The sequence below is a fragment of the [Phormidium] sp. LEGE 05292 genome (assembly GCF_015207735.1).
Classification (GTDB): domain Bacteria; phylum Cyanobacteriota; class Cyanobacteriia; order Cyanobacteriales; family Aerosakkonemataceae; genus Floridanema.
In genome coordinates this window covers 1-25,654 of sequence record NZ_JADEWG010000093.1, presented here as the reverse complement: position 1 = coordinate 25,654, position 25,654 = coordinate 1, and the positions used below count along the sequence as shown (strand labels likewise).

At 41.7% G+C, this 25,654-nt stretch carries 22 protein-coding genes; 15 read left to right on the top strand and 7 right to left on the bottom strand.

What is annotated here, in order from left to right; genetic code table 11:
* The first annotated feature begins 212 nt into the window (after window positions 1–212).
* Window positions 213–5,690, top strand: a complete 5,478-nt coding sequence (locus IQ264_RS21895) for a diguanylate cyclase domain-containing protein (RefSeq protein WP_193982926.1) — start codon at window positions 213–215, stop codon at window positions 5,688–5,690.
* On the opposite strand, the gene IQ264_RS21890 is transcribed toward IQ264_RS21895, so the two are convergent.
* The gene (locus tag IQ264_RS21890; protein WP_193982925.1) at window positions 5,687–6,142 is read right to left on the bottom strand and encodes a hydrogenase maturation protease; all 456 of its coding nucleotides are present in this window, start codon (window positions 6,140–6,142) and stop codon (window positions 5,687–5,689) included. The two genes, IQ264_RS21895 and IQ264_RS21890, sit on opposite strands and share 4 nt — an antisense overlap.
* 175 nt (window positions 6,143–6,317) lie before the next feature.
* On the opposite strand from IQ264_RS21890, the gene IQ264_RS21885 reads away from it, so the two are divergent.
* Both IQ264_RS21885 and IQ264_RS21880 read left to right on the top strand, forming a co-directional pair.
* Window positions 6,318–6,692 carry a DUF433 domain-containing protein gene (locus IQ264_RS21885; RefSeq protein WP_193982924.1) on the top strand — a complete coding sequence of 125 codons (375 nt, stop codon included), beginning with the start codon at window positions 6,318–6,320 and terminating at the stop codon, window positions 6,690–6,692.
* Complete coding sequence (locus IQ264_RS21880; RefSeq protein ID WP_193982923.1) at window positions 6,689–7,081, top strand: DUF5615 family PIN-like protein; 393 nt, start codon at window positions 6,689–6,691, stop codon at window positions 7,079–7,081. The genes IQ264_RS21885 and IQ264_RS21880 overlap by 4 nt, the downstream gene beginning before the upstream one ends.
* A 93-nt stretch (window positions 7,082–7,174) precedes the next feature.
* Here the strand turns inward: IQ264_RS21880 and IQ264_RS21875 are convergent, their stop codons facing one another.
* On the bottom strand, window positions 7,175–8,770 hold the full coding sequence (locus IQ264_RS21875) for a nickel-dependent hydrogenase large subunit (protein WP_193982922.1): 1,596 nt from the start codon (window positions 8,768–8,770) through the stop codon (window positions 7,175–7,177).
* Between the two features lie 172 nt (window positions 8,771–8,942).
* Complete coding sequence (locus IQ264_RS21870) at window positions 8,943–9,944, bottom strand: hydrogenase small subunit (protein WP_322744782.1); 1,002 nt, start codon at window positions 9,942–9,944, stop codon at window positions 8,943–8,945.
* 589 nt (window positions 9,945–10,533) lie between these two features.
* Between IQ264_RS21870 and IQ264_RS21865 the strand changes: the two genes are divergently transcribed.
* The 11 genes from IQ264_RS21865 (at window position 10,534) to hypB (ending at window position 20,911) form a co-directional block, all read left to right on the top strand.
* The gene (locus IQ264_RS21865) at window positions 10,534–11,484 is read left to right on the top strand and encodes a hypothetical protein (RefSeq protein ID WP_193982921.1); all 951 of its coding nucleotides are present in this window, start codon (window positions 10,534–10,536) and stop codon (window positions 11,482–11,484) included.
* Between the two features lie 76 nt (window positions 11,485–11,560).
* Entirely contained in the window at window positions 11,561–11,818 is a 258-nt protein-coding gene (locus IQ264_RS21860) for a hypothetical protein (RefSeq protein WP_193982920.1), read from the top strand.
* A gap of 48 nt (window positions 11,819–11,866) precedes the next feature.
* Window positions 11,867–12,091 (top strand): hypothetical protein, encoded by a 225-nt coding sequence (locus tag IQ264_RS21855; RefSeq protein WP_193982919.1) that lies wholly within the window; start codon window positions 11,867–11,869, stop codon window positions 12,089–12,091.
* A complete protein-coding gene (locus IQ264_RS21850) occupies window positions 12,092–12,931 on the top strand; it encodes a NifU family protein (protein ID WP_193982918.1) in 840 nt (279 codons plus the stop codon).
* Between the two features lie 205 nt (window positions 12,932–13,136).
* Window positions 13,137–14,303: a hypothetical protein gene (locus IQ264_RS21845; RefSeq protein ID WP_193982917.1), complete on the top strand. Its 1,167-nt coding sequence runs from the start codon at window positions 13,137–13,139 to the stop codon at window positions 14,301–14,303.
* A gap of 387 nt (window positions 14,304–14,690) precedes the next feature.
* On the top strand, window positions 14,691–17,075 hold the full coding sequence (hypF, locus tag IQ264_RS21840; RefSeq protein ID WP_193982916.1) for a carbamoyltransferase HypF: 2,385 nt from the start codon (window positions 14,691–14,693) through the stop codon (window positions 17,073–17,075).
* Entirely contained in the window at window positions 17,066–17,332 is a 267-nt protein-coding gene (locus IQ264_RS21835) for a HypC/HybG/HupF family hydrogenase formation chaperone (RefSeq protein WP_193982915.1), read from the top strand. The genes hypF and IQ264_RS21835 overlap by 10 nt, the downstream gene beginning before the upstream one ends.
* 30 nt (window positions 17,333–17,362) lie before the next feature.
* Complete coding sequence (gene hypD, locus IQ264_RS21830) at window positions 17,363–18,499, top strand: hydrogenase formation protein HypD (RefSeq protein WP_193982914.1); 1,137 nt, start codon at window positions 17,363–17,365, stop codon at window positions 18,497–18,499.
* 181 nt (window positions 18,500–18,680) lie between these two features.
* Entirely contained in the window at window positions 18,681–19,748 is a 1,068-nt protein-coding gene (gene hypE / locus IQ264_RS21825; RefSeq protein ID WP_193982913.1) for a hydrogenase expression/formation protein HypE, read from the top strand.
* On the top strand, window positions 19,749–20,093 hold the full coding sequence (gene hypA, locus IQ264_RS21820) for a hydrogenase maturation nickel metallochaperone HypA (RefSeq protein ID WP_193982912.1): 345 nt from the start codon (window positions 19,749–19,751) through the stop codon (window positions 20,091–20,093).
* Window positions 20,084–20,911 carry a hydrogenase nickel incorporation protein HypB gene (gene hypB, locus IQ264_RS21815; protein WP_193982911.1) on the top strand — a complete coding sequence of 276 codons (828 nt, stop codon included), beginning with the start codon at window positions 20,084–20,086 and terminating at the stop codon, window positions 20,909–20,911. The genes hypA and hypB overlap by 10 nt, the downstream gene beginning before the upstream one ends.
* A 156-nt stretch (window positions 20,912–21,067) precedes the next feature.
* On the opposite strand, the gene nrdJ is transcribed toward hypB, so the two are convergent.
* Window positions 21,068–22,144, bottom strand: a complete 1,077-nt coding sequence (gene nrdJ / locus IQ264_RS21810; RefSeq protein WP_228061716.1) for a ribonucleoside-triphosphate reductase, adenosylcobalamin-dependent — start codon at window positions 22,142–22,144, stop codon at window positions 21,068–21,070.
* A 302-nt stretch (window positions 22,145–22,446) separates the two neighbouring features.
* The gene (locus tag IQ264_RS21805) at window positions 22,447–23,673 is read right to left on the bottom strand and encodes a hypothetical protein (RefSeq protein WP_228061715.1); all 1,227 of its coding nucleotides are present in this window, start codon (window positions 23,671–23,673) and stop codon (window positions 22,447–22,449) included.
* Between the two features lie 166 nt (window positions 23,674–23,839).
* Here IQ264_RS21805 and IQ264_RS21800 point away from each other — a divergent pair, with 166 nt between their 5' ends.
* Window positions 23,840–24,421 carry an Npun_F5749 family FMN-dependent PPOX-type flavoprotein gene (locus IQ264_RS21800; protein WP_193982910.1) on the top strand — a complete coding sequence of 194 codons (582 nt, stop codon included), beginning with the start codon at window positions 23,840–23,842 and terminating at the stop codon, window positions 24,419–24,421.
* Window positions 24,422–24,686: 265 nt separating this feature from the next.
* Here the strand turns inward: IQ264_RS21800 and cysE are convergent, their stop codons facing one another.
* Together cysE and IQ264_RS33110 are read right to left on the bottom strand one after the other, a co-directional pair.
* Window positions 24,687–25,448 (bottom strand): serine O-acetyltransferase, encoded by a 762-nt coding sequence (cysE, locus tag IQ264_RS21795; RefSeq protein WP_193982909.1) that lies wholly within the window; start codon window positions 25,446–25,448, stop codon window positions 24,687–24,689.
* Between the two features lie 26 nt (window positions 25,449–25,474).
* The coding region (locus tag IQ264_RS33110) for a hypothetical protein (RefSeq protein WP_228061714.1) at window positions 25,475–25,654 on the bottom strand (180 nt) is incomplete at its 5' end.

The window sequence follows — 25,654 nt, the reverse complement described above, 5'->3', positions numbered from 1 at the left end:
CCCCCCATCTCCCCATCAGCCTAAATATTCAATTTAAATGCGTAGCAGTTTACTAAGCTGTTCGGCATTTAAAAATTTCAGCTTCCTGTGCAGTGAAGCAATTTCATCCACAGCTTAAAAAACAGCAGCTCTCCGCTTGATTTTGGTACAGTGAAGGGTTAGCCAATCGGCTTATTATTTTGATATGGAAGTAGCAATAATAGACGATCGCTATGTCAATTTTTATACTTTATAAGAATTTAATTCAAATTCACGATGGAGAGAACTCGCGAGTTTATCGTGCCAGACGAATTGAAGATGAGCAACCCGCAATCCTGAAAATTCTCAAAGCAGAATATCCCACTCCTGACCAACTCAGACGCTATCGGCAGGAGTATCACTTAACGCGGCAACTTCAATTACCCAAAGTGATTAAAGCTTATGGGTTAGAGGAATGGCACAGAACGCTAGTGATTATTTTGGAAGATTTTGGGGGAGTGGCGTTGAAAGAATGGTTGAAACAATACCCCCAAGGACTACCGATCGACCTATTTTTGCTCCTGGCATTTAAAATCGCCGATGCCTTGGGTCAACTTCATAGTCAAGCTGTCATTCATAAAGATATCAATCCTGCCAATATTGTCGTCAACCCAGAGACAATGGCGATTAAACTGATCGATCTGGGCATTTCTACTCAACTAAGTCGGGAAATTCCTTCCCTGCAACCGCCAAGTTTTCTCGAAGGAACCTTACCTTATATTTCCCCAGAACAAACTGGACGCATGAATCGAGTGTTGGACTACCGCACAGATTTTTACTCTTTGGGAGTTACCTTTTATGAGCTATTGACGGGCAGATTACCATTTATCAGTAACGATCCAATGGAGTTGGTGCATTGCCAAATTGCCAAACAGCCCGTTTCCCTGCTAGAAATTAAGCCAGGGCAAATTCCCCCCTTTCTGGCGGAGATTGTCGGCAAATTGATGGCAAAGAATGCTGAAGATCGCTACCAAAGTGCTTGGGGACTAAAGGCAGATTTAGAAGAGTGTGCGGTGCAGTGGGAAAAAACCGGAACTATTGCGGTGTTTCCCATTGGCAGAAATGATATTTCCGATCGCTTTCACATTCACCAAAAGCTCTACGGTAGAGAACGAGAAATAGCGGCATTACTAGCAGCTTTTGAGCGCGTAGCGTCTTTGAAGGAGAATCGCGTCGCGGCAGCTAAATCAGAACCGGAAATTAAGGATGCTGCGGCTGAGATTGTCTTAGTAACAGGTTATTCTGGGATTGGTAAATCGGCGTTGGTGCGATCGCTCTACAAACCGATTACCGCAAAAAGAGGATACTTTATTTCTGGTAAGTTTGACCAGTTTCAGCGCCATATTCCCTACTCGGCGTTAGCAGATGCCTTGACAAGCTTAGTTAAACAACTGTTAGGAGAACCAGAAATAATTCTCCAACAATGGCGAGAACAATTGCTAGAGGCATTGGGAACGAACGGGCAAATCATCATCGAGGTCATTCCCGATCTAGAGTTAATTATTGGCTCTCAATCACCTGTACCCGAATTGGGAGCGATCGAAGCCCAAAATCGATTTAATCTGGTTTTTCAACGGTTTATGCAGGTATTTTGCCATCCAGAGCATCCGCTGGTGATGTTTCTAGATGACGTACAGTGGGCAGATCTGGCTACGCTAAACTTGTTGGAACGGCTTTTGGGAGATAGCCAAATCAATAATTTCCTACTCATCGTTACTTATCGAGACAATGAAGTATCGATCGGTCATCCCCTGGCTTTGGCGGTCGCTCAACTGCAACGCAAGGGAGCTAACATTGAACAGATTACCTTAACACCACTACCTTTAGACCAGATTGCGCGACTGATTGCAGACACTCTACATTGTGAAACGCGATCGATCTACAAATTAGCTGAATTAGTTCAGCGCAAAACACAGGGAAATCCATTTTTTATCAATGAGTTCCTCAAAACTCTTTATAAAGAAGGCTTGCTGGTATTCAATCACGTTTTGAAATGTTGGCAATGGGATCTGGCACAGATTGAGGGAATAGGATTTACCGATAATGTGGTGGAACTGACGCTGGGACAGTTGCAAAAATTGCCCGCATCAGTTCAGCAGGTGTTATCCACTGCTGCCTTTTTGGGAACAAACTTCGATCTCAAAACTCTCTCGTCGATCGAGAATCGAACTCCTACAGCCATCTTTACCGATCTTAAGTTAGCAATAGAACAGGGATTTGTGGTAGCGCGATCGCTCCTTGATGAGAATCTTTTGATTCAAAATTATCAGTTTGTACACGATCGCATTCAACAAGCCGCTTACGCACTAATTCCTGAATCAGAGCAAGCCAAAACTCATTATCAAATCGGTCAACTGTTGCTTTCTAGAATACCCCCAGAAGCAAGAGAAGACCACATTTTTGAACTTGTCAATCAACTCAACTATGGAACTGCTTTAATTAGCGATCGAATCGAACGCGATGAGCTAGCTCAACTCAATTTTTTGGCTTGCCGCAAAGCCAGAACGGGAATTGCCTATCAAGCCGTTCTTGAGTATGCCGCAATTGGACTTAATTTGCTGGGTAATGAAGCTTGGCAACGTCAGTATGCGATTACTTTGCGATTGCATGAACTCGTAGCAGAGGCGGCAGCCATTACTGGTGATTTTGATGTCATGTATCGATCGATTAATGCGGCGATCGAGCAGGGCAAGACAGTCTTAGAGCAATTGCAAGTTTACCTGATTAAAATCCAAGCTTTAACTACTCAAAATAAGTTTTCAGAAGCGATCGCTTGCGGTCAGTTAATCATGGGAAAATTAGGCATTAATTTTCCTGATTGTGTTACCCCAGTTGAACTGCAAAAAGAAACAGAAGAAATTAAAGCCTTAATTGGCGATCGCTCTATTGAGGAATTATTGCACCTTCCGGCAATGGTAGATCCTGAAAAACTGGCGATTATGAAAATAGCTGGCAGAATGATTCCAGCTTGCTATTTTACTGCCTCTCCTCTGTTTCCATTGTTAGCTAGCCTACAGGTAAAGTTATCGCTTCAGTATGGGAACAGTCCGATTTCATCAACAGGTTATGGTGATTATGGAATCTTTATTCTCAACTTTCAAAAAGATATCGCCACCAGCAATCAATTTGGTCAATTAGCCTATAGTGTAGCCTCTACCGCGAAGGATAAAAGTATTCAAGCTGTCACGTTTGTTCCTGTTGGATTGCATTTGTATCATCATCAACACCATCTACGGGATACTCTTCCTATTCTTCGGGCTGGCTATCAAGCTGCATTGGAGGTAGGTAAGTTAGAGTATATCGGTCATAATGTTCACGGATTTTGTGTGAATTCTTTCTGGTGTGGTCAAATTTTGACAGAATTAGAACCTCAAATTCGTGCCTACCGTCAGATGATGCTCAAATTAGATTTAGTTCCCATATCTAAATATTGTCTTATAATTTTAGAAACGATTTTATTATTAAGTAACTCTGCCGAAAATCAGGTTTTTAATATAGAAAATGATAATGATACATGGAATTCGGACTTTTTAAATTCTGATGATGCTACTCGAATACTTTATTTTTATCTTCACAGAGCCAGCTTAAGATTTATCTTTGGACACATTGCTCTAGCGCAAACTGATGCAATACAGGCTAGACAATATATAGTTGGTGGGACAGCAACAATCTGTGAAGCTGGCTTTTATTTTTATGATTCTTTAATTGCTTTAGCAACTGTTTCTGAATCTCCTAAAAAGCTAGAAATTCAACTGCAACAAGTAGAAGAAAATCAGGCAAACTTACAACTTTGGGCAACTTATGCGCCGATGAATTATTTGCATAAATGGCAGTTGGTAGAAGCCGAAAAGTATCGAGTTTTAGGAAAGAAGTTAGAAGCTATAGAAATGTACGATCGAGCGATCGCTGGAGCTAAAGCGAACGGATATATTCAAGAGGAAGCCCTTGTTAACGAACTCGCTACCAAGTTTTACCTGAGTTGGGGTAGGGAAAAAGTCGCTCAAGTGTATCTGCAAGAGGCGCACTACTGCTACCTGCGCTGGGGTGCAACTGCAAAAATTCAACACTTGGAAACTCAGTATCCCCAGTTTTTTGTTAGTGAACGATCGCCTCATTTGCCCACTTCCCGTACTTCTATCAGTACCACTGGTAGTACTAATAATAGTGCGGTACTCGATTTGTCTACGGTGATGAAATCCTCTCAAGCGATCGCCAGTGAAATCGTATTAGAAAATCTGTTGCAAACTTTGATGAAAATTATGCTAGAAAATGCGGGCGCACAAATGGGTTGTTTGCTGTTACCAACATCAACAACTTCAAGCACATTGAAAAATTTCTCGATCGCCATTTACAGCAATACTAGTACTGCTAACCTTTCTCTTACTCAAGCGATCGATCTAATTCTGCCAGAGTCTGTGCTGCATTATGTGGCGCGTACTCATGAAAGTGTGATTCTCGACAATCCAGTTAAGTCTGGTAACTTCAGCCGCGATCTTTATATTCAATCAATTAAACCGCTTTCTATCTTATGCTATCCCTTGCTAAATCAAGGTGAGCTTGTGGCGATCGTTTATTTGGAAAATCAAGTCACTACGGGAGCTTTTACTAAGGATCGGGTAGAATTCTTGCAATTACTGAGCGGACAAGCAGCGATCGCTATTACTAATGCACAACTTTATACAAAAGTCAAGCATAGCGAACAACAGCTAAAGCAATTTCTGGAAGCAGTTCCGGTTGGTATTGGCATATTAGATGCTAATGGTCTTCCTTACTATGCCAATCAACGAGCTAAAGAGCTATTAGGTCAGGAAATTGTTCCAGATGCAACGGTTGAGGAAATTGGGCAGGTTTATCACATATATATTGCCGAAACTCAAGAACCTTACCCCAACGAAAAATTGCCGATCGTGAGAGCTTTAAAGGGAGAAGCTTCTAGCGCTGATGATGTGGAAATTCATCAAGACGATCGCATTATTCCCTTAGAGTCATGGGGAACACCGATTTACAATGAAGTGGGTGAACTTCAATATGCGATCGTAGTATTTCAAGACATCACCCAACGGAAACAAGCCGAAAAAATTCTCAGCAATTACAATCGCACTTTAGAACAGCAAGTAGCAGAGCGCACCGCAGAACTACAACGCGCCAATCAGCAATTAGCTCGACTGGCAACGTTAGATGGTTTGACAAAAATTGCCAATCGTCGTCGCTTTGATGATTATTTGGCGATCGAGTGGCAACGGCACCTGCGGGAACAACAATCTCTGGCATTAATTCTAATTGATATCGATTATTTCAAACGGTACAATGACCACTACGGACATCAAGGCGGTGATGAGTGTTTGATTCGAGTGGCTCAGACTCTAACTGAAGTCCCCCAGCGTTCCAGTGATTTAGTGGCTCGTTATGGCGGTGAAGAATTTGCAGCAATTTTGCCTAATACCGATCTCAATGGTGGATTAATGATAGCTGAGTCGATGCGACAGGCGATCGCATCTCTGGCTATTCCCCATGCTCAGTCGGATGTGAATGAATATATTACCTTGAGTTTGGGTGTGGCGGTTCTCATTCCCACTATCGATCAAAATCCAGAGGACTTAATTGCCAAGGCTGATGAAGCACTCTACAATGCCAAACATCAGGGGCGCGATCGCGCGATCGCTTTCACTTAAAATAAACGTAAAATTTCTGCTATTACTATATCTACAGCACGCTGAACGGGGAAACTCAACTCCAAACCAAAGCCTAAATTTTCTGCTTCTATCAAATAGACAGTTATATCATGGGGAAAGTCTTGTTTAAAGATTTTGCGTCCAGCTGCGATCGCATGATGCCAGCGAAAATCGTGTAAAGTGTAACTGGCTTCTGGCAACTCTGCTAAAACTTCTCCTGGCACCTGATAAACTGCTCCCGGTTCCGAACCAGTGTTACTAGCATCAATAATAATTAAAGATGTGCTACCTCGTGCTTGGAACATCACATCTATCCCACCTGTACCGCAGTCAAAAACTCGTACATTATTTTGGGGATTTTCTGCTAAGTGATGTTGCAAGCGTTGAGCAACTATTACACCTACACCATCATCACTTCGATTTAAATTGCCACAGCCAATGATTGTTAGCATGGAAGCAGGAAAGGAATTAATTTATTGAGAAAGTATCACTTTAATAACTAATCTAGAATAAATTAATCTGACGAAAAATTTCTCAAAGTAACCAACGATGAACAAAATAATTTCCACAGGTAGATCGATCGCCATCAGATACAATCAAAGAAACTTCTAATCGGGAGTCTTTATTGTGACTACAGCATCAAACAAAGAACCAGCGATCGTTCGGACAGAAAGAGGATTAACGATCGCAGGTACACGCATCACTCTCTACGATGTAATGGATTATCTTACTGCTGGCTATCCAGCAAAACTAATTCGGGAAAAACTATCTCTGAGCGAGCATCAAGTTACTTCTGCTCTATCCTATATCGAAGCTCATCAAGCTGAAGTAGAAGCCGAGTATCAAGAAGTTTTACAAATCGCCCAAGAGAATCAGCAATATTGGGAAAATCGCAATCGCGAACACTTTTCCCAACTTGCCGCAATGCCCCCAAAATCAGGTCAAGAAGCTCGACGTGCTAAACTCCAAGCTTGGCAGGAAAGGCTTAAATCCAAAGTATGAATTTTCTCATCGACCATAATTTAAAAGGGCAAGCTACTCTTTTGTGGGGAACAATCGCTGCTGAAGGATGGCTGGAAGTTTTGCCCATTCGCTTTGTCTTATTTGAAGAAGTTGGTTTGTCTCAAAATAGTAGCGACCGAATTGTTTGGGAATTCGCTCAAACAAACCAGATGATTATATTAACTGCAAACCGAAACATGAAAGGGGTGGATTCACTAGAACAAATAATTCGTGAAGAAAATACAACCACATCGTTGCCTGTCGTTACGGTTGGAAACAAAGAAAGACTTGATGAGCAAATTTACCGTGAGCGATGTGCTATTCGTGTAGTTGAAATCTTATTTGACCTTGAGAACTATCTGGGAGTTGGTCGCCTTTATATCCCATAGTTGCCAAGTTCTACATCTGTGGTTAAAAAACTCTTTCGAGAGGCAGATTTTGTCAAATAGAATCCTTGCCAAAACCTACCCCTAATTTTAGGATCAAGCTGTTCTAAATCTTGCCAATTCCTCTCCGGTTTTAGCATCATGGGCATGAACTGTACAAACTAAGCAAGAGTCGAACGATCGCGCAACGTGACCAACTTCGATCGGATCGCTAGGATCGGCAATCGGTGTACCCACTAAAGCTGATTCGATCGGCCCCAATTTACCTTCACCATCGCGAGGCCCAACATTCCAAGTCGTCGGCGCGACAATCTGGTAATTTTTAATCTTACCTTTCTCCAATTCAATCCAGTGACAGAGCGCACCCCTAGCAGCTTCCGTTGCGCCCCAGCCCCGACCATCTTTTTCGGTTGGTTTAATGTAGAAAGGCTCATTTAACCGGAACTCTCGCAAACAGCGTTCCGCTTGACGATACAGCTTGACAGATTCGTGCATTCGTGCTAGCTGCCGGAGATGAATGCTAGCACCACCCATTTTCTGGAAACAATCGAGGATAAAGCGATCGTAGTGCTGCCAATCTTCCCCATGCTTGCCACCTGCCACTATTTGTCGTGCTAATGGCCCTGTTTCTAAGCGTCCGAGTTCGATATGACGCACTGCACTAGACCAGGAATAACTGTTATCAAAATCTTGGGTGTTCTTCTCTGTGGGTTTGGTAGTGCGATCGAACGGATGAACATCTTTGTTGCCTTCATCATACCAAGAGTGAGTTGTATTCTCACGGGCAAAGCTGTGATCCATCAGGGAGTGAGTATCGCTAAAGCTGTCATACACCCCACTCTTCATAATCACGGCTGCATTTCTGCCTTCAATAGTCGGTTTTTGATACTTATCTTCGTGTGGCAGATATCCCCAAGTGATGTATTTTCCAACACCAACGCCGTACTTATCCAACCCAATATCTAAACCCATCCGCCAATAAAAACCTAGATCGGAATTAGCGTGTTTTGGGTCTTCCTCCAACCATGCCATAAAATCATCGTAAGTTTGAATTTGTTCGTAGCGTTCTAACGAACATCCCAACCAGGCAGGTTCTAACCAATTAGTGCGAAAATATTCCAATATTGACCAAGCACGGGTGACATCAGTTAAGGTAGGGGCGCACATTACACCACCCGGCACCATATAACTAGAATGCGGCCATTGTCCACCCAATAAAGCATAAATTTCTACAGGTTTGGCGGAGATAGTTACTCCTAATTCGTAGGACTTACCCGTAAAAGGAGCGAACCTCCGACAAGCTTCTTCATAGAATGAACTATGTTGGTATTTTTTATGGGTTAGATCGATCGCAAATAACCCGTAAAAATAGCGGGGAATACTTTGGATTGTTTCGGCTAATTGCCCTAAGTTTCTCCCTAAAATTGCATTGCGCGGTACTTCTGTTTCCCAGGCGGTGTCTAATGCCCAAGCCGCAGAACTCAGGTGAGAAGCGCCACAAATTCCGCAAGCACGAGGGGTTACTATTAATCCGGCTTGGGGGTCTTTGCCTCGTAAAATAATTTCAAAGCCGCGAAATAGTTCGGCGTGAGTCCAGGCGTTTGTGACGTATCCATCTTGTATTTCTACTCTTACATCTAGGTCGCCTTCTACTCTTCCGACTGGTGAAATGTCTAAGGTTTGAACTGGCATTCTATATTTTCTCCTCTCTTTATTTGTCATTAGTCATTTTTTTAGAACGCAGATGAATGCAGATAAACGCAGATGTTCTTTACAGCTTTTTGTGGGGTGCAAAAGTTTTGTTTTTTACCACAGATGTCCACAGATGGACACAGATGTTCTTCAAATGACAAATGACTAGTGACTAAACTGTGAAAATGTCTTCTTCTGCCCATTCGGGGGTTGCATCTTTTGCTACAACTGTGAATAGGGCGTAGTCTTTTTTGTTGACTCCGGTTGGCAGTTCTTTGGGTACGCCCATGACGGTTTGGGTTTTGAAGACTGTGCCCGGTTTGAGGTCGTGGAAGGGAAATTCTGGTTCGGTGCAACCGATACAGGGCATTCCGGCACGAGTTTTGGAGGAGACTCGGTTCCATAAAATGCGGTTGCAAGAGGAGTGTGTCATCGGTCCCCGGCAACCTAAGTCGTAGAACAGGCAACCTTTGCGCTGTCCAAACTCACCACTGGAAGCTTTATAGGCAAAGTGAATGTTGCGGGTGCAGCCTGTTTGGGTAAAGCTTTTGAAGAAGGTTTGGGGACGGTGTAGTTCGTCTAAGGTGATGTCTGCGATCCGTCCGGTGGCGATCGCAACTAGAATTTGAGTAATCCAGTCTGGGTGTGCCGGACATCCGGGAATGTTAATTACTGGTAGTCCGCCTTTAGAAACGTAGTCTTTGCCTAAAAAACCGCCTTCTTTACGTTTGAGAAATTGTAATCCTGAAGAGTCGCTGGGGTTGGGTGCCATCGCCGGAATGCCGCCCCAAGTGGCACAGTCTCCCACTGCAACTACAAAACTCGCTACTTTTGATAAGTCACTCAGCCAATCTTTCATTGCTCGATGGGCAAAGCGGTTCCAAGTACCTGTACCGTTGGGAGCATTGACTACAGATCCCTCAAATACCAGGATATCTAGGGGAATTGTACCTTTTACGCAATCCCACAGCAATTTTTGCAAGTTTTCACCTAGTTCGACTCCCAATGAGGGATGCCACAAAATGTTAATGCCAAAGTCAGTCACTAAGTCGCAAGCACTAGGTTCTTCTGCATTTAAAAAGGACATGGTGTTGCCAGAACAGGCTCCACCTTGAAGCCAAAGGACATTGACCATACGCCACCTTCGATCGACAATTTGTTGCAAATTTTTCACAAGAATTGAGAGGCGATACGTGCTACGCACACGCTACGCGAACGCGCCGCCTGTTACCCAATTTTTGAGTGTATAACTTTTATCATATTATCCATCTTTTTTTCAGTTCTTTATTTAAATAATCTAACTCAACAAAATTTTATATTTAGCGAAATCAGACCATATATTTATTACCAGGAAGTCATAAGAATATTTCCTATTTTCACGGGCAATAGCAACATAAGCATATTAATCTGAATAGAATTGTGTATCTTGAAACAATAATTAATTTTCTTAAAATTAATTATTGTTGTGGGGTTTAAATCTTGGCAACAGAGGGCAGATCGCACAGTTTTTCCTTGTTTTACTATTTTTTTATTTTTGGTAACTTAGTAACATTTTTTCGCCTGATTTTAACAGTAAAAATGTTTTTATTTTCTTCCATTTAAAAATGTTGCCAACAATAGAATCAATTGCTTAAAAAATGTAAATTTTTATAAAATACTTTGCTAAAGTGCGGAAAATTTAGTAATTTTAAGATTGATTTAGTTATGATAGGTTGAAAAAATAATTAAGAATTGATAGGCAAATAAATTGAGGAGAGATAGTAGTGGCATCAAGCATGAGTGAGGTGGCAGTAAAAACTGCGATCGCTGCTATTGAATCGGAATCAGCAACTTTAGCAGAAAAAATCGAGATGCTGATTGAATTAGGAATAGAATTGCAAAAAAAGCCGAAAGAAATTCAAGATTTCTGGAATGCTGTGTCACTGTATTCTCATGCCTTGGAATTGTGTCAAGAACAGTATCCTTTTCTGAAAGCAAGGGTGCTCACAGGAATGGGAACGGCATTGCGATCGATCCCCAACGAAGGCGCAGATTTGTTACAACAAGCTAGGGAATGTTATCAAACGGCCTTGCCTTTGTTGCAAGCTTATGCTTCACCAGAAGAAGTAGCAGAAACGGAAATGAATCTAGGTTTGGTTTTACAAGCTTTGGTTCCTTTTCATCAAGCTAGATTGGTAGATAGCATCCAGTTATATCAGCGGGCTTTAAGGGTATTTAAGGGCGATACTTATCCCCAAGAATTTGCGATTTTGCATAATAATATTGCGATCGCTTACCTTTCCATGCCAATGTCATCAGAAGGGGAAGATATGCGACAGGCTTTAGCTGTACAATCTTTTCAACAAGCTTTGGAATGGATCTCTCTGATTGACCATCCTAACGAGTATGGAATGCTACAAAATAATTTGGGCAATGCTTTACAATATTTACCAAGTGCTCATGCGGTAGATAATAATTGGCGGGCAATTAGAGCTTATGATGAAGCTTTGAAAGTGCGAAATAAACGAGATACGCCGATCGAATATGCCAATACTTTAGCTAATAAAGCTAACGCTTTAAGCAATCTCCCTGACGATTCGGAATTTCCCGAAGCGGGTAACAATCTTCACTTGTTGCAAGCAAGGGAATATTATCAGGAAGCTGCTGCTATTTTTCGTCAATATGGCAGGTTTGAACAGGCGGAAATGGTGGAACAGGCGATTAGTGAGTTGTAGATTTATCACTTTTGTCAGGCATTTTTTAAACCGCAGATGAACGCAGATGAGATTTACTATTTTTTAGGAGAAGGCAATGAATGAAGTTCTAAATGATCCACTGGTACGTTATTTTATCTCTAGCTTTTTTGCGGGAGATATTAACTTGATTACCGGAATAGTTTGGTTGGGGATTGCGATCGCTTTTTCAATTCTTGGAGGTGCGATCGGTGGCATATTATTAGCAGGAAAAGATCTCGGTTATCGACTAGCGGCGATGATTGGGGGATTATTTGGCCCAGCAGCAATAATTCCTGCTACTGTGCTTGGGTTAATTGTACTGGCAATTAATTAATTTTAAACCGCAAAGAACGCAAAGAGCGCAAAGAAAGGAGAAAAAGTTATGTTAGAAGTGGGTTGGTTTTCTACGAAGTTACTGTTTAAAGGGAAGTTATTACGGAATCCAGATTATTTTGCTAGACAAACTACTATTGGTGTGATAATTGGCTGTTTGTTATTAGTAGGACTGGATAAGTTAGGTGCCGAAATATGGTTATCAATTCCAGTATCGGGGTTTTTGACTGGGGTATTGATGCCGTTTTTACTCAAAGATGTGAAAATGCAATAAATGACGAACGATCGCAGTCCGACACTGGAAGAATTGGTACAGGAAATTAATCGCTATGAGGCGATCGCTTCTGAGTGGGATGAGTCACAACGGGTAGTATTAATGGCGTGGAAAAGGGCGATCGAAGCTTTGCATCGTGAAGCTTTGATCCGCCTAATTCGGAGTGTGAAACAAGATTCATTATCTGCTTTGCGGCGTGCGGCGGAAGATGAGGTAGTTTACGGTTTATTGCGTTATTATGATTTGGTAAAATCGCCTCAACCGTCTTTAGAAGAAAGAGTTAAACTTGCTTTGGCGGAAGTTAGACCGGGATTACAAAGTCATAATGGAGATGTGGAACTGGTGGCGATCGATCTCCCTACCGTTAAAGTTAGATTAACAGGAACTTGTAGTAACTGTCCCGCTTCAACTCTTACTTTAACTGACAGTGTGGAACAAGCAATTAAGCGTTACTGTCCAGAGATTACCCAGGTGATAGCTGTAGCAAAAGATAATTTTTTGCCTAGTCAAAATTTATCTCAATCTGTTGATTCTGGATGGATCGAGTTAACGTCACTCGCTGAAGTTCCTACCCAAGGAGTTTTAGCGATGAAATTGTTAGGTAAATCGCTAATATTATCTAAAGTTGGTTCTCAAGTTGTCTGTTATGAAAACGCTTGCAGTCATTTTGGTGAACCATTAGATTCTGGGAATGTTAGCAATGGAATTTTAACTTGTCCTAGTCATAAGTTTCGCTATCGTTTGGAAACTGGGGAATGTTTGACTTCTCCAGAAATGTCTTTGCAATCTTATCTGGTACAAGTAGAAGATGGACGGGTATTTGTTCAAATAAAGCGATAGCGATCGCTATTTTGTGTTAAGTATCTGCTTTCTATCAAAATGTGATTGACAAACTCGCAGATATGATTTAGCGATGAAAAATGAAAAAGGAAAAATTTTTTTAATAGCTAAAAACTATTTTTAATGATGATTGAATTTAACCCTAACAGATCAAAGATAGCGATCGTACTTTCACCTCATCTAAATATTAGTCTTCCGTTTTTTTATGATAACTCCAGAAGCAATTCCCTCTCTCCTTCTCTCACCTCAAGGTGCAAAGGTTATTATTGGTGGTTTGGGAGATTCTATCATCCCGACTCCGATCGCACCTACTCCGAATACTTTATTTGGCCCCAGGGGTATTTGTTTAGTTGATAATAGTTCTTTGTGGGTGGTGGATACGGGACATCATCGTTTGTTAGGATGGCGATCGCATCCGCAATCAGATAATCAACCAGCAGATTGGATAATCGGACAACCTGACTTTTTTAGCGAAGGTAAAAATGCTAACGGTAATCCTACTGCTTCTACTTTAAGTGTTCCGACGGGAATTTGTATTTGTGGTGAAGGTTTAGCTGTTGCTGATGCTTGGAATCATCGAGTTTTGATTTGGAAAAAAATCCCAGAAGATTCTCATGTTCCTGCTGATATTGTGTTAGGACAAGCTGATTTTTTGCAAGGGGAACCTAATCGAGGATTTGTGGATACGGAGTGCGATCGCTTGCATTGGTGTTATGGTGTTTTCTATCATCAAGGCAAGTTATTTGTTGCTGATACTGGAAATCGTCGAGTTTTGATTTGGAATCAGTTACCAGAGACAAACGGACAACCTGCGGATTTAGTTTTAGGACAACCTGATTTTACCTCCCGCAATGAGAATGGCGGCGGAACACCGACTGCGGCGAGTATGCGTTGGTGTCACAGTATTGCAATTTGGCAAGGTAATTTAGTAGTAGCGGATGCGGGAAATAATCGGATTATGTTGTGGGAAGGTATTCCCAAAGAAAATAATACTCCCTGTGTAGCAGTGTTGGGACAGTCTAATTTTGAGCAAGTAGAACTGAATCGAGGGGTTTACTTTCCAAGTGCAGCTAGTTTAAATATGCCTTATGGGGTGACGGTGGCGAAAGATTGGTTATTAGTTGCTGATACTGCTAATTCTCGCTTATTAGGTTGGCAGTTTTCTGAGGATTTGCACTTGCTTCAAGGTACACCTGCGAATGCTTTGATTGGACAATCAGATTTTCAAAGCAAAGGAGAAAATCGAGTTTATGGATTACCGATGCGTGATAGCTTTTGCTGGTGTTATGGAGTACAAGTTTGTGGGGATACAGTTGCGATCGCCGATTCAGGGAACAATCGAGTTATGCTGTGGAAGTTAAATAATCCTTAATTGATGTTTACTAAGAAAGGTTGAAATTTTGGTCAATCTGACTTGCGATCGCTTAAATATAAGTATGGAAAAAAAAACGATTGCAGTAAACAGTAAAACCCTAAGTACATCTGCGTTCATCCGCGTACCCTACGGGAAAGCTATCGCTTACATCTGCTTTCATCTGCGTTCTAAAAAAACGAACGCAGCAAACAGTAAAGCTAAATGTACATCTGTGTTCATCCGTGTTCATCTGTGGATATCTGTGGTAAAAAATCCGAAAAGAGAGAATCTTTTGTTTTAGAGATTTTTTTGAACCACGTTCGCGTAGCGTGCGCGTAGCGCGTAAGGCACGAAGGACACGAAGAAAGAAGAAGAAAGAAAAGATAAGATTCTAATTTTAACAAAATGATAACCGATATTAACAAGCCAAATTTATTAAATATAGCTGAAGAAATCCGAGTACGTGGTACAGTCCAAGGAGTAGGATTTCGCCCGACAGTTTATCGCCTTGCTAAACTTTGTAATTTGCGAGGTGAAGTTTGTAATGATGGAGAAGGCGTACTGATTCGAGTTGTGGGAACTGCTGAAGCTGTAGAAACTTTTGTCGATCGACTTCAAGAAGAATGTCCGCCTTTAGCAAAAATTGAAGCGATCGCACGTTCTCCCCTACCTCAACCACCAAATTACACTGATTTTATCATCACTCAAAGTATCAGTAATAAAGTTAAAACCAGCATTACTCCCGATGCTGCAACTTGTCCTGAATGTAAAGCGGAAATATTCGATCCTTTTAGCCGTTGGTATCGCTATCCTTTTACTAATTGTACTCATTGCGGCCCTCGATTAAGCATTGTTCGCGCTATTCCTTACGATCGCCGCAACACCACCCAGGCAAATTTTCAAATGTGTGCGGATTGCGCGAAAGAATATGCAGATGTGACAAATCGCCGCTTTCACGCCCAACCTGTCGCCTGTCATTTTTGTGGCCCAAAAGCTTGGTTAGAACGAGCGGATGGTAAACCGATTGTATCAGATATGTTCTCAATGTTGGACGATGTGGACGCAGTTTGTACCCTGTTGCAACGAGGAGAAATTGTTGCTATTAAGGGCATTGGTGGAATTCATATTGCTTGTGATGCCACCAACGAAACCGCAGTACAAAAACTGAGAGAACGCAAGCATCGCTATCATAAACCCTTTGCTTTGATGGCAAAGAATTTAGAAATAATCGAGAAGTATTGCGTTATTAATGACTTGGAAAGGGAACTGTTAGAAAGTGCTGCTGCTCCCATTGTACTATTGAAATTAAAAGAACACAATACAGAAATTCCTAAACCTATTGCTGCTTCGGTTGCGCCTAATATTAAATCTCTCGGTTTTATGTTGCCTTATACGCCGTTGCATCATCTGATTTTGCGGCGAATGGAACGTCCGATCGTCCTCACTAGCGGCAACATTTCCGATGAACCACAATGTATTAGTAATGAAGTAGCAAAAGAGAAGTTGAGTAAAATCGCTGATTATTTTTTACTGCACGATCGAGATATTGCCAATCGGGTTGATGATTCAGTAGTCAAAGTAGTAGGAAATCGCCCCCAAATCCTCCGCCGTGCGCGTGGTTATGCACCCGCACCAATCCGCTTACCATCGGGATTTGAACAAGCTCCTCTTATTTTAGCAATGGGGAGTGAATTGAAAAATACTTTCTGTTTGTTGCGAGAGGGAGAGGCGATTTTATCTCAGCATTTGGGGGATTTAGAAAATGTGGCGGCGCTGACAGCTTATCGGGAAACATTGGAACTTTATTTGCAATTGTTTGAACATAAACCAGAAGCGATCGCACTAGACTTTCATCCCGAATATCTCTCGACCAAAATAGGTAAAGAATTAGGAATAAATCCCGTCTATTCTATTCAACATCATCACGGCCATATTGCAGCTTGTATGGCAGAAAATGGGATCAGTTTAGAGACTAAACCGATTTTAGGAATTGCCTTAGATGGTTTAGGTTATGGTGAAGATGGCACGCTTTGGGGTGGAGAATTTCTCTTAGCAGACTATCGCAGCTATGAAAGATTGGCAACCTTCAAACCAATTGCTATGTTAGGAGGAGAACAGGCGATTTATCAACCTTGGCGGAATACTTACGCTCACCTGATGACTGGGTTTAATTGGGAGGAATTGGAGGTAAAATATAAAGAGTTAGAAATTGTGGAATTTTTAGATAAACAACCGCGATCGCTCTTAAACCAAATGTTAGCAAAAGGGATTAATTCTCCTTTAGCTTCTTCCGCCGGACGCTTGTTTGATGCGGTAGCTGCTGCTTTGGGAATTTGTTGCGATCGTGCAAGTTATGAAGGACAAGGTGCAATCGAATTAGAAGCTTTAGTTGATGACATTGATGAAGAAACAGGATATCCTTTTGAAATCATATCTGCCCCAATTTCCTATTTAGAACCTCGGAAAATGTGGCAAGCATTGTTAACAGATTTACAACAAGGAGTTTCCCAGAGAGTGATAGCGACTAGATTTCATTTGGGATTGGCAAAAGCGATCGCATCAATGGTAAATCATTTGCGAGAAACTCACTCTTTTACTCAAGTTGCTTTAACAGGAGGTGTCTTTCAAAATCAGGTGTTATTAGAACAAGTTAGTAAACATCTAAAGATGATGGATTTAACAGTTTTAACGCATAGTTTATTGCCTGCAAATGATGGCGGATTGTCTTTGGGACAAGTTGCGATCGCAGCAGCAAAATCAATTCAAAAAGGTAACATAAAATGTGTTTAGGAATCCCTGGTCAAATTGTCGAAATAACAGACGTTAAAAATAAACTCGCTACCGTCGATATTAGCGGCGTAAAACGTCAAGTTAACATTGCTTGCATCGTCGATGATACTCATCCCGTAGAATCTTGCTTAGGAGATTGGGTATTAGTTCACGTCGGTTTTGCCATGCAACGAATCGACCCCAAAGAAGCAGCAGAAACCCTAAAATTACTGGAGGAACTAGCAGAAATTCAAGAATCCCTAACTGTTAGTAATTAACTTTTTACAAATGACAAATGACAAACTAATATGAAATACATCAACGAATTTCGCGATCCCCAAAAAGCGCAAATATTAATAGAACAAATTCAACAAATAAGCAACCAAATTTCCAGCGACAAACCGATTAAAATCATGGAAGTTTGCGGCGGACATACCCATGCAATCTTTAAATATGGACTAGAAGATTTGTTACCAAAAACGATCGAACTAGTTCACGGCCCCGGTTGTCCAGTATGTATAATGCCAAAAGGTAGACTCGATGATGCGATCGCCTTAGCACAACAACCTAACATTATTTTCACAACTTTTGGCGATGCGATGCGAGTTCCCGGATCTAAATATAGCTTGCTGCAAGCTAAAGCGAATGGTGCAGATATTCGCATGGTTTATTCGCCTTTGGATGCGCTACAAATCGCTAAACAAAATCCCGAAAAAGAAGTGGTGTTTTTTGCGATCGGATTTGAAACAACCGCACCTAGCACTGCTTTAACTGTACTCCAGGCGGAGAGCGATCGCGTAGAAAATTTTAGTTTATTTTGCAATCATGTATTAGTTGTACCAGCATTAGAAGCATTATTAGCTAATCCCGATCTGCAATTAAATGGATTTGTTGGCCCAGGTCATGTTAGCACAGTAATTGGTACAGAACCTTATCAAGTTATTGCCGAAAGATATCACAAACCTGTCGTAGTTTCCGGGTTTGAACCTTTAGATATTTTGCAATCAATTTGGATGGTTGTTAAACAATTGGCGGAAAAACGTTGCGAGGTAGAAAATCAATATAGTCGCTTAGTGCAATCTCACGGTAACGCCGTTGCTTTGGATGCGATGCAACGAGTGTTTGCGGTGAGAGAAGCGTTTGAGTGGCGCGGATTGGGTGATATTCCGCTATCTGGGTTGAAAATGCGTCCAGAATATGCGCGTTTTGATGCAGAGGCGAAGTTTACTTTTCCTGGAAGGCAAGTTGCGGATCACAAAGCTTGTCAGTGTGGGGAGATTTTGAAGGGTGTGCTGAAACCTTGGCAGTGTAAGGTTTTTGGCACTGCTTGCACTCCTGAACATCCCCTTGGTGCTTGTATGGTTTCTTCGGAAGGGGCTTGTGCTGCATACTATAAGTATGGGCGTTTGTCAATAGGTAAGCGGGAAGAGGTGAAAGTTAATTAGATTTGGGTTTTTTTTACCACAGATGTTAGCGCAATCTTTTGGTGGTGGAAATGAGTTGTGAAAACTTCTTCTTCTTTCTTCTCTTCTTCTTTCTTCGTGTCCTTCGTGTCTAAGTGCTACGCACCGCTACGCGAACGTGGTTCAAAAAAAATCTTTCACACAAATCATTTAAACTCACTATATGAATATCTCTCATCTAAAAATGCCGCAACGTAAGAAAAAATTTCAGGAACGCACTATTACCTTAGCTCATGGTAGCGGTGGTAGTGCGATGCGCGATTTGATTGATGATGTTTTTGTGGGTAGTTTTGATAATCCCACACTTTCTTTATTGGAAGATCAGGCGCGAATCGATTTAAATAGTTTAATGTTGTTGGGCGATCGCCTAGCGTTCACCACAGATTCTTACGTCGTTACTCCTCTATTTTTCCCTGGAGGTGATATCGGAACTTTAGCAGTTAATGGTACTGTTAATGATTTATCTGTTAGCGGTGCAAAACCGCTTTTTCTCAGTTGCAGTGTGATTCTGGAAGAAGGTTTAGAAATTGACATTCTCCGTCGAGTTGTTGATAGTATGAAAACAGCTTCTTTAGCAGTTGGCGTACAAATCGTCACGGGAGATACTAAAGTTGTTCCTCGCGGTTCTGCTGATAAATTATTTATCAATACTACTGGTATTGGTGTAATTAAAACAGGCATTTCTCCCTCTGCTAGAGAGATTCAACCAGGGGATATTGTATTAGTTAATGGTACTTTGGGCGATCATGGTGCTGCTATTTTAGTAGCAAGGGGAGAGTTATCTTTAGAAACTGATATTAAAAGCGATTGTCAACCTTTAAATGGGTTAGTTGATGCGATCGTATCCGTTTGTCCAAATGTTCGGGCGATGCGCGATGCTACTCGTGGCGGATTAGCAACAGTATTAAATGAATTTGCCCAAAGTGCAAATGTCGGAATTCGTTTACATGAATCAGCTATTCCTGTTAAAAAAGAAGTAGCTGGAATGTGCGAATTATTGGGTTTCGATCCGCTATATTTGGCAAATGAAGGTAAGTTAGTTGTGGTAGTTCCGCCTGATTCAGCAGATGAGGTTTTGGCGACAATGCGATCGCATCCCACAGGCAAAGATGCTCAAATCGTTGGCGAAGTTATTGCCAATCCTGCGGGAGTAGTATTGCTAAAAACTGACTTTGGAACAGAAAGAATCGTTGATATGTTAGTAGGCGAACAACTGCCAAGGATTTGTTAAATGCACGAATTAGGAATTACTAGAAATATTGTAGCGATCGCCACTGAACACGCCAACGGTTATCCGGTAAAAAGAGTAACTCTAGAAATCGGCAAACTAACAGCAATTTTACCTGATTCAATCCGCTTTTGTTTCGATGTTTGTTCTCAAGGAACATTGCTAGAAGGGGCGAAATTAGAAATAATTGAAATCCCTGGTTTAGCCCATTGTCGTCAATGCCAAACCGAAGTTTCTTTAGAAATGCCTTATGGGATTTGTCACGCTTGCGGTAGTAGCGATTTAGAAATTTTTCAAGGCGAAGAACTTAAAATTAAGGAATTAGAGGTAGAAGAATTATGTGTGTAACTTGCGGTTGTTCTGATGATGCAAATGTAACTGTTACCAACCCCCAAACAGGAGAACACACTCATGTTTTAGCTGACGGTACAGTTATTTCCCATTCCCATCACCACGAACATCATCACAACCATTCTGTTGCTACTGAAAATGCTCAATTGCACGCAAAAATGCACGGAAGAACAGTTACTTTAGAACAAAATATTTTAGCCAAAAACGATTTATTAGCAGCCCAAAATCGCGGTTGGTTTAAAGGTCGAAATATCTTAGCACTTAACTTAGTTAGTTCTCCCGGATCGGGAAAAACAACCTTGTTAGCCAGAACGATTCAAGATTTAAAAGACAAAGTTGCGATTAATGTAATTGAAGGCGATCAAGCAACAACAAATGATGCCGATCGCATAAAAGCCACAGGTTGCAATGTCATCCAAATTAATACAGGTGCAGGTTGTCACCTAGATGCCCAAATGGTAGAACAAGGATTACAACAACTCAACCCTCCACTTAACTCAATTGTGATGATTGAAAATGTCGGAAATTTGGTTTGTCCGGCTTTATTTGACTTAGGAGAAAGTGCAAAAGTAGCAATTTTATCGGTGACAGAAGGAGAAGATAAACCAATTAAATATCCCTATATGTTTCGTGCTAGTCAGGTGATGATAATTAATAAAATTGACTTGTTACCTTATGTGCAATTTAATGTCGATCGCTGCATCGAATACGCCCATCAAGTTAATCCTCACCTCAAAATATTTCAAGTATCTGCCACCACCGGAACAGGCTTAGAAGCTTGGTATCAATGGTTAGGTATTCGTAGGGTGCGTTAGTGTTAACGTAACGCACCTTCTTTATGCTGACAACTTGTTTTTCGTTCCCAAACTGAAAAGAGGCAGAGCCTCTATTTTTCGTTCCCAGGTTGAACCTGGGAACGAGATCTGGGAGGTTCTACCTCCCCCACTGCAAGATCTACCTTCTGCCTTCTTTTAAGACTCTGGTTTTTGTTCCGGCATTAAGCACGCATCAGAATCACAACCTGCTGGCCCTGCTTCTGTCATTTCACCCAAATCATATTGGCGCAAAGCAGTATAGAAATTATCAGTTTTCCGCCGTATTTTCACCTCGTTCATTAATTGATCATACTTTTCTTTAGAAATTGGCTCAAAGGGCAAACGAGGGAAAGTTTGCAAGTCATCAAATCTGGCTAAAAGTGCTGCTGAAATGTAGCCTTCATCATCACGAATCGCTTCGTAAATTCGATTACCCAAAGCCTCAATTTCATTTTCTCGCAATTCAATAGTCGCGCTGGTATTGTGCCGCACATAATGTTTTTGGACTTGCATATAAAAGTCCATTTGTGCCAAAGCTGAAAACTTACTAATCTCAATTTCATCAGCACCCGGTAAATCAGCCCAAAGTACAGAAACGGGAATTTCTACCAACCATTCTGAACACCGAGGATCGAAGGGATCGTTTAACAAATTCCCATTTTCATCTTTGTCAGATTGAGCCGGAATAACATTGTAACCGTAGTCAATGCAAGCAAGGGCTACAGGGTCATTTTTCCTAAAGGTAATCCGGCGAATAAATCGCTGTGCTTTTGGAGGATGCCATCCCGGAGATGCGCCAGTTAGTAATGATTTTGTTCCCGAAGGTTGAACGGTAGTGCAGCGATTTGGGCGCTTGAGATTATGGCGATCGCAATAATCCCAAACTACCCGATGCACAGTTTCTCGCCACCGATTTAAGTACTCTGCTTCCTGTTCTTTAAACTTCAACCCTTGCTCATTTTCTGGTCGGCCTTCTGTCCACCAATGCAACCAATCAACACCAAAAGCCTTCACAAAAAAGTCAAACAAACCAGTAAAAGAAACCCCTACAATTGGGTCTAATTCCCGACTATATCGATAACGAGGTTCAACAAATTTGTGATTCAAAAGTGTTGCTACAGATAAAGCACCTGCGCTGAAAGCATCCTCCTGTTCTTGGTAATTTTTAGGGTCGATTTGATTCAGGTGGATCTCCGAAAGGTTGCAATGAAAATTCGCACCGATAATTTCCAATTTTGTTAACCTAAAGGCTTTTTATCCTTTAGTTCTGGAGGTTTCCCTCATACCCATTTCTGGGATACAACTGGTCTATTCCAGTTCAGTTCAGCATATCTTTTAATCTAGTTTATCTAGATTCCGGGGACTCTTGGAGATATTATATTCTCTTCTTGCTTTTGAAGAGTTTCAATCTCTATGCGTTGCACTACCTTAGACTTTTAAATCTTCAGGTTAGCTCAGGATTAGCGTGCTAGAAAAATTTATTTCTGGTTTAGCTTTCCCTGATTTTCCCCGGTTTTTAACGTGAGGCAAAATTACTAACCACACGGGTTCAATCCCAAGCGAGCTAAACGATGTTCTAACTCATCAGGAGAAATATTAGGATAGTTTTCTTCTATCCATTCTTGAGCTTTACCTTGGTCATAAGCCTTGAGAAAATCAACTTTTAATTCAGGTGTTTTTAGTAGATCGCAGTTAGCTCTAGCAATAGCTTCTCCAGCCCACTGAATCGCACCTTCACCAGAATAATACTGTGTTCTAACAGCTGCAATTGTTTCTTCTAATGTTGGTTTATGATGAAAAACGCGAGAATGATTTGCCATTCGCAAAGCATCTCTTTCTGGATCGATTCTCCAGTTTCCATTTTCATCTTGTTGCCAAAGATTTGATTTAGCATTAGCAAATAATTCATCTTCACTAATTCCTTGGCGCATCCCCGCGGAACGACGCACGTTTCCGGCGACGACCACGACCGCAGCTTCATCAATTAATAAACAGCATTCAACGGAATTTAATTGCCGCCCTAATGCTTTGTTTAAAATTGCCGCACAACGCAGATAAAGATCGGGTAATTTAATAGGATTGGCAACTCCACCAAATCCTTTTAATCTTTCTCCTGCGGGCCGAACATTACTCAAATCTACTATTACTTTAACTTCTCCTGTAAAGCGTTCATCTGTAGATAATTCCAGTAAAGTTTGATAGGATTTTACCCAACCTCTGCGGCTGTCACCGACATAAATGGTGACTTCATTGCCAACAATTGTGATTTCGGTTTCTTCCCGTCGTTCATTGATGGGAATAGTGCCAATTTCACCTTGCAAAATAACGTTTAAATAGTTGCGAATTGGTGGTAATTGATTGATATACTTAGGTTCTAGGACGGCTCCTGTGCCGCAGCCCATCATCGCCAAGTCCATGAGCAGTCCAAAGGCTCGCCAGTCACAGATGTTGGTGCTGCTGCAATTGTATCCACCGGAAAAGTTTTCTGGTTGTTCGATCCATTCGACCCCGCCTACCCACAACCAACGACCGGAGGAAAGGGCTTTGATTTGGCGTTGCATCCGGTCTAGAATGGTGGCTTCTGCGGGATTCAGTTTGCCGAGTTTGGTTAGTCCTTGGAGGGTACGATCGCACACCTCATCCCAAGTCTCCCGCCCTTTCTCCGTGCGGCGACTGTACGTTCTGAAAAATACCGGATTGGCAGCTGGCGCAGTTTCAGGAAACTGACTAGTCTGCTGTAATTTTTCAAGCTCTCGAACCATATTGTTTTTGTCATAGATCAACAGACTCACTATTATATATGGAGTAGAAAGCTTTACAAATTCTATAATTTGCGCTAAATATAGGTTTTTGGTATCTTTACAATCAGCCGCTTTCTAAGGCTTTGATTTCTAATTCCCAGTCCCCAGTCCTTAATCCCTAGTCCCTGTGTCCCTTGCTCCTTGGCGATCGCATCTCACCCACGCTCTACAACGCAACCGCAGTCTGATTTACTCCCGCTATGTGCAATTAGCGACGGTGCGGGAAAATAATCGTCCGGCGAATCGAACTGTGGTTTTTCGCGGATTTTTAGATAATACTAATCAATTGAAGTTTATTACAGATTCTCGAAGTCCGAAAGTTGAGCAAATAGATTACCAACCTTGGGGCGAAATTTGTTGGTATTTTCCTAATACTCGCGAACAATTTCGGATTTCGGGAAAGTTGATTTTAGTCAAAAATAATGAGGTTGATTTAGAGTTACAAAAGGCAAGAACAATAGCTTGGCAAGAACTTTCTGATGCTTCGCGATCGCAATTTACTTGGCCTGCAACTGGTAAATTGAGAGCAGAAGCAGCAGCTTTTCAAGCACCACAACCTAACCCAAATGAACCTTTAGATAATTTCTATTTGTTATTATTAGAACCGGATTTTGTGGATCATTTAGAGTTGCGAGGAGAGCCACAAAATCGATCGCTTTACAAAATAGATAGTAATGGAAATTGGTTTACAGAAGAAGTAAATCCATAAGTTAGGAGAGCAGGGAAGCAGGGGAGCAGGCAGGGCTAATTCATGGTCATCAAATAAAATTAACCGGATGGGGGGACAAGGGGACAAGGAGACAAGGGGACAAGAGGAAAGATGATTTTTCCGTTGTTTGCATTATCTCTCCTTCACAAATCAATTTCTCCGTTGAAAATGAATTAGCCCTGGGGGAGCAGGGGAGAATTAAATTTTACTTTAACCTTTATCTTTTGTTACCTTCTGCCTTCTGCCCTCTGCCCTCTGCCTTCAATTAAATTCCTGCGCCGTCAAAGAATTGTTGAATTTTTTGATCGCTGATGCGACAGACAAATTTTTGTTCGCAATCATCCATACCAATTGTTACACCAACAGGGATGGCAAGAGGCTTTTGTGATTGTTGATTATTTTGTAGTTCTTCAAATTTTTGTTCTAAATACTCAATGCGATCGACTAAAGCACGAATTACTTCTGCTTCCGAGTCGGGTAAACTTCCATGTTCCAAAGGATTGACGCGCACACCGGAACGATAAACGATTCTACCGGGAATCCCAACGACTGTACAATCAGAAGGTACATCGCGCAAAACTACCGATCCTGCACCAATACGAACATTGTTGCCTATTTGGATATTGCCCAAAACTTTGGCACCTGCTCCGACAACAACATTTTCACCTAAAGTCGGGTGACGCTTGCCGCTTTCTTTACCTGTACCGCCAAGGGTAACACCTTGGTAAATGAGGGCATAATCTCCGATAATTGCAGTTTCTCCAATGACCACACCCATTCCGTGATCGATAAATACACCATGACCAATTTGTGCGCCTGGGTGAATTTCAATCCCTGTGAGAAAACGGGCGATGTGAGAAATCAAGCGGGGGATGAAGGGAATACCGACCACGTATAGCCAATGAGCGAAGCGATGCAAGAACAGGGCTTGCAAACCAGGATAGCAGAATAAGACTTCCAGCCAGTTACGAGCCGCAGGATCGCGATCGAAGATAATGCGGAAATCAGCTACTAAGGCATTTAGCACGAGTAGATACCAACATTTGGCAATAATTAGGCACTAACGATCTTAGCGCCATCTGTCACACTTTTGAGTGTGGAGAACAACACCTCTGCTTGGTAGTGATTATTCAAGTGCAGAGGGGCAGGGGTGCTGGGGTGCAGAGGGACAGAAGGCAGAAGGCAGAAGGCAGAAGGCAGAAGGCAAAAAATTTCTCCCCATCTCCCCATCTC

Coding starts and splice junctions, on each gene's coding strand:
- IQ264_RS21895 (WP_193982926.1), top strand. CDS start 213: ATGTCAATTTTTATACTTTATAAGAATTTAATTCAAATTCACGATGGA.
- IQ264_RS21890 (WP_193982925.1), bottom strand. CDS start 6,142: ATGCTAACAATCATTGGCTGTGGCAATTTAAATCGAAGTGATGATGGT.
- IQ264_RS21880 (WP_193982923.1), top strand. CDS start 6,689: ATGAATTTTCTCATCGACCATAATTTAAAAGGGCAAGCTACTCTTTTG.
- IQ264_RS21875 (WP_193982922.1), bottom strand. CDS start 8,770: ATGCCAGTTCAAACCTTAGACATTTCACCAGTCGGAAGAGTAGAAGGC.
- IQ264_RS21860 (WP_193982920.1), top strand. CDS start 11,561: ATGAATGAAGTTCTAAATGATCCACTGGTACGTTATTTTATCTCTAGC.
- IQ264_RS21855 (WP_193982919.1), top strand. CDS start 11,867: ATGTTAGAAGTGGGTTGGTTTTCTACGAAGTTACTGTTTAAAGGGAAG.
- IQ264_RS21850 (WP_193982918.1), top strand. CDS start 12,092: ATGACGAACGATCGCAGTCCGACACTGGAAGAATTGGTACAGGAAATT.
- IQ264_RS21845 (WP_193982917.1), top strand. CDS start 13,137: ATGATAACTCCAGAAGCAATTCCCTCTCTCCTTCTCTCACCTCAAGGT.
- hypF (WP_193982916.1), top strand. CDS start 14,691: ATGATAACCGATATTAACAAGCCAAATTTATTAAATATAGCTGAAGAA.
- IQ264_RS21835 (WP_193982915.1), top strand. CDS start 17,066: ATGTGTTTAGGAATCCCTGGTCAAATTGTCGAAATAACAGACGTTAAA.
- hypD (WP_193982914.1), top strand. CDS start 17,363: ATGAAATACATCAACGAATTTCGCGATCCCCAAAAAGCGCAAATATTA.
- hypE (WP_193982913.1), top strand. CDS start 18,681: ATGAATATCTCTCATCTAAAAATGCCGCAACGTAAGAAAAAATTTCAG.
- hypA (WP_193982912.1), top strand. CDS start 19,749: ATGCACGAATTAGGAATTACTAGAAATATTGTAGCGATCGCCACTGAA.
- hypB (WP_193982911.1), top strand. CDS start 20,084: ATGTGTGTAACTTGCGGTTGTTCTGATGATGCAAATGTAACTGTTACC.
- IQ264_RS21805 (WP_228061715.1), bottom strand. CDS start 23,673: ATGGTTCGAGAGCTTGAAAAATTACAGCAGACTAGTCAGTTTCCTGAA.